This window comes from Streptomyces sp. A 4/2, assembly GCF_940670765.1.
Taxonomy (GTDB): Bacteria; Actinomycetota; Actinomycetes; order Streptomycetales; family Streptomycetaceae; genus Streptomyces.
Map to the genome: position 1 here is coordinate 1 of NZ_CALNVW010000072.1, position 4,273 is coordinate 4,273.

Consider the following 4,273-nt stretch of genomic DNA (forward strand, 5'->3'; position numbering starts at 1 on the left):
CGTGTCCTCCGGACACATGACGCGCCGTCACTACCGTGACGGAATGATGTAACGCCACTCCGTGGCTCTTGGCTGGCTAGGAGGAGGCGCCCGGTACAACTCTCGCTCGTTGGGGGCTGATCTTCAGGACCGGCCCTTGTGCCGGCATCCGAGCCTCCGGGCGGCCTCTTCCCCCATGGACTCAGTCCTTTAGGGCTCTGACCTGGGGTTTTCTTCTGTGGCCTCGGGCTCTGGCCGCTCTGGCCGGGCTCACTCCCGGGTTCGGCCGACTTCTTCGGTGGACGCCCTCCGGGCGCCTTCCCTGTTGTGTACCGGGCTCCAGTATGTCACGGTCCCCGCTCCGTTACAAGTTGCTAGCCGGGGAATCTGTGACTCTGAGTCAGCTATCGTCCTGGCCAACTGGTCTGAACCAGTAAGCCAATTCTAGCGGTCGAATCGGGACTTGTACAGGCAGCGATGGCATTTTCTGTAACGCGCCTGATTGATGGTCAACCGAATCGGACTGAGTGCCCTTCATATCCTACGGGATTCTCGTTGCGGGCGGGGAAGTTGTACCGGATTCTATCAGCCTGAGCCTGTATCAGAATTGCACGGTCAGTGAATCCCGTCTGATGCCCTGCCTCCCCTCCGAGTTGTACCGGGGATTCATGCTGTGGCGCTTCGAGAATTGTACCGGGAATTCTCGGGAGACCGGGCATTCGGAGGCGGGCGGCTCGGTCGGCTTCTGCTCGGCCAGGTGGTGGAGCTCCGGCCGGGACCCGGCGGTGCGCAGCGGGGCGGGGCCGGCCGCTGGCTGGGTTACCTCCGGGGGTTCGGCTCGTTGGCCTGGTGTGAGCGAGGAGGCGGCCACGGTGGACGGCGGCACGATGTACGCCGTCGATGTCGGCAGCGAGCCGTTGGGCATGCAGGCGTGGGCCGTCGACGCGCGGCGGGCGCAGGTGGTCTTCGCGGCCTCGCACCGGGTCGAGACGTTCGTGTCGGCCGGCGGCCGCGGGCCGGATCCGCACCTGGCCGGGCTGGCGTCCGGCGGGGGGCGCGGTTCGACGACTTCGAGGGCTGGGTGGCCGGCGACGTCCTCACGGTGACCGGCCGGGCCGGCGTCTGCTTCTACGAGGGCGGCCTGAACAGCTCGCGCGCCTGGCGCCGCACCGCGCGCCGCCACGGCGTCTTCTTCGCCCTGGCCCGCAGCATCACCGGCCCCTGGGACATCGCGGAGGCGCAGCTGCGGGGGAGATGTACGCGCTGCTGTGCCCGGTGGTGCTGGTCTGAGCTGGGGTGGGGTGGGGCGCAGCTGCGGCCCGGTGGGGCGGGCGTGCGGCTGGTGGGGGTGGTCAGGCGCCGAGGCCGATGTGGCGGACGTAGGTGTAGGCGCCCCAGTCGGAGTCGAGGTCGGCGATGATGTCGTCCCAGATCTCCTCGAGCTTGCTGAGGTCGCCGGTGGCCATGGCGTCGACCGCGTCGTCCCAGACGTAGCGGACGTGCAGGGTGCGGATGCGCAGGTTGTCGCGGCGGCGCGGTTCGTCGACGACGTCCTGGTTGATGGGGTGGATCTCGACCCGGGTGCCCTTGCCGTTGTTGTTGAGGTGCTGCTTGAACGCGCCGGGGTTGTTGAGGATGTTGGCGGCCCGGAGGTTCCAGTAGGCGGTGTCGATGGCGTCGAGGTTGGCGGGGAGGGGGTGTTGCTTGCCCTTGGTCCAGGCGCTGATGGTCTTGGGGACGGCGGTGATGCCGGCGTCGGCCATGGCCTGGGCGCCGCCTTGGGTGGTGGTGAGGTACTTCATGCGGGCGGTGAGGCCGCGGCGGGTGGTGACGGGGGATTTGATGCCGCCTTCGACGATCATCCGTTCCAGGGCGTCTTCGAGGGCGCGGCCGAGGGCGATTTTCCCGTGTCGGTTTTCGGGGTCGAGGTTGGCGCCGTATTTGCCGAAGTTCTTCCAGCCGTCGGTCGACATTAGGCGGCCTTCGCGTCGATGGTGTACTGGTTCTTGAGCTTCAGCTGAGTGGTGAGACGGCCTTCTTCGAATACCGAGCGCCAGGGGACGTCTCCGGTGATGTGGAGTTCGTCAGTGCCGCGGAGTTTCACGATGGTGAGGCCGTGGTCGTGAGCGCGCTTGGCCTTGTACCAGAGGTTGGCGAATGCCTGGCTGCGGATGATATGCATCCAGTCGGGTCGGCGGAGGTCGCGGTTGAATGATGATTCGCCGATGGTGGAGACGAACTTGGCATAGATCGCCTTGACGTATTTTTCGGTGACGTCGTCGCCGTCGCGGATGGCGTTTTCGCGGGCGAGGGTGAGGACGCGGCGGAACTTCTCCGTGATGTTTTCGGAGGCACCGGAGGTCCAGGACTGGGTGATGTCGGGGGCCTCGGCGAGGCCGAGCTTGTGGCAGCGGATCAGGAGGCGGATGGTGGCGTCGTCCAGGAGGACCGGGCCCGGCTCGCGGCGGTTGCCGATCGGGTCGGGCAGGTGCGGGTGTTCCCAGGTGGGGCGCTTGGGCAGGAGGTAGATGCCGGAGCGCTTGGAGTGGAAGCCACCGTCGGGGTCGTGCTGCAGGGCGCCGATGGGCAGCCAGGTCTTCAGGGCGCTGCAGTAGGCGGCGTTGGTGTCGAGGACGTCGACGGCCACGCTGGCGAGGGTGCCGGCCTTGACCTGGCCCAGGAGCGGGCCGTTCTCCCACTTGTGGCGGCCTTCCCAGATGTCGTCGGCTCCGTCGCGGGTTTTTTTGCTGAGGAATTCGAGGCGTTCCGGATAGACGGTGTGCTCGTAATTTCCGCCGACTCGGGTTGCCTCGAAGAGGGCCATTCCGTTCGGAATTGCTTTCAGCTCCAGCGCGGTGATCGCGGCTTCGGTGTCGCCGCCGTGCTCCTGGAGGGTCTGCTCGACGACCGAGCTGATCATGTCGAGGAAGTGGCCGTAGTCCCGGCCCGCGTAGTCCCCGCCGGCGGCGCGGGCGGGCCTGGGGGCGGCCGTACGCGCCGCGGGGCCCCGGGTCGGGCGCAGCGGGTGGGCGGGGGGCTGGTCGGGCGTCAGGTTGGCCAGGGCGGCCGCGGTGGTCGCGGTGGTCGCGGTGACCTCGGAGTCGGGGCCAGGGTCGGGCTGGGGCGCAGCGGTGGTGTTCTGGGCGGGGTGGCCGGGGACGGCGGCGGTGGGCCATGTGGAGGCCTGTGTGGGCGCCTCCGGCGCTGGGGTCGTGGGGGTGGGCGCCTCCGGCGCTGCGGGGGTGTTGGGCGCCTCCGGCGCCGGGCGGTGGTGGGCGTGGGGGTTGAAGGGGGTGGGGTCGGTGAGGCGGGCGTGGGTGCGGTCGGCGGTGAGGGTGAGGGTGGCTTGGGTGCCGAGGTCGCGTTCGGCGATGGTGACGAGGAGTTGGGTGGTGGGGGCGTCGGGGTGGGGGTGGAGGGTGAGGGTGGTGTCGAGGCCGAGGGTGGTGATCAGGTCGGGGTGGTCGGTGTCGAGGATGGCCAGGACCGGGACGTGGTGGGTGCGGGCGAGGTGGGCCAGGGTCTGGGCGGCGTCGGTGAGGCGGGGGCCGGAGAGGGGGAGGCGGGGGTCGTCGAGGGCCTGGAGGCGGTCGACGACGACCAGGGCCAGGCCGGGCTGGCCGGTGGTGTGGGTGAGGTCGGCGGCGAGGTCTGCGGCGGTCTCGGCGATGGCTTCGGGGGTGAGGTCGGAGCCGTCGTCGATGTAGAGGCGGGCGGCGGCGAGCTCGGTGTGGAGGGTGGTGGCGTCGGCCTGTTCGGTGGGGGTGAGGTGGCCGGTGCGCAGGCGGCGGTAGTCGACGGGCAGGTGGGCGGCGACGATCCGGGCGGCGACGTCGGCGCGGGTGAGGCCGGAGGCGGCGTAGAGGACGGGGAGGTGGTGGTCGAGGGCGGTGGTGCGGGCGGTGGTGGTGGCGAGGAGGCTGCCGCCGGTGCCGGGGGCGGCGGCGGCGAGGTAGAAGCGGCCGGGTTGGAGGCCGCCGAGGGCGTCGTCGAGGGTGCGGATGCCGGTGGACAGGGCGCGCGGGCCGGCCGGGGTGTTGGTGTCCGGGTCGGGGGTTTGGGGGGTGAGGACGGTGGTGAGGGCGTCGGCGAGCGGGGCGAGGCGGCGCGGGGGCCGCGGAGTGGCGGGCGCCGCGGCCGGCTGGCTGGCCGTCGGGGGTGTGGCCGCGGGGTCCTGCAGGGCGGGCTCGTCGGCGGCCGGCGCGGGGGCGGGTGCGTTCGGGGCGGCCGGCTCGGTGTCGGCGGGGGTCGGCTGGTGGGGCGCAGCTGCGGCGGGGGTGGTGGCCGGGGCGGG

3 protein-coding genes are annotated in these 4,273 nt (G+C 70.7%); 1 reads left to right on the forward strand and 2 read right to left on the reverse strand.

Annotated elements, in window-relative coordinates:
- Positions 1-830: 830 nt before the first annotated feature.
- Complete coding sequence (locus tag NBY69_RS36980; protein ID WP_250306666.1) at positions 831-1,085, forward strand: hypothetical protein; 255 nt, start codon at positions 831-833, stop codon at positions 1,083-1,085.
- Between the two features lie 246 nt (positions 1,086-1,331).
- Here NBY69_RS36980 and NBY69_RS36985 read toward each other — a convergent pair whose 3' ends face one another.
- Both NBY69_RS36985 and NBY69_RS36990 read right to left on the reverse strand, forming a co-directional pair.
- The gene (locus tag NBY69_RS36985) at positions 1,332-1,952 is read right to left on the reverse strand and encodes a hypothetical protein (RefSeq protein WP_250306667.1); all 621 of its coding nucleotides are present in this window, start codon (positions 1,950-1,952) and stop codon (positions 1,332-1,334) included.
- A partial coding sequence (locus NBY69_RS36990) for a DnaB-like helicase C-terminal domain-containing protein (protein ID WP_250306668.1) occupies positions 1,952-4,273 on the reverse strand: 2,322 nt, incomplete at its 5' end. The genes NBY69_RS36990 and NBY69_RS36985, both read right to left, overlap by 1 nt.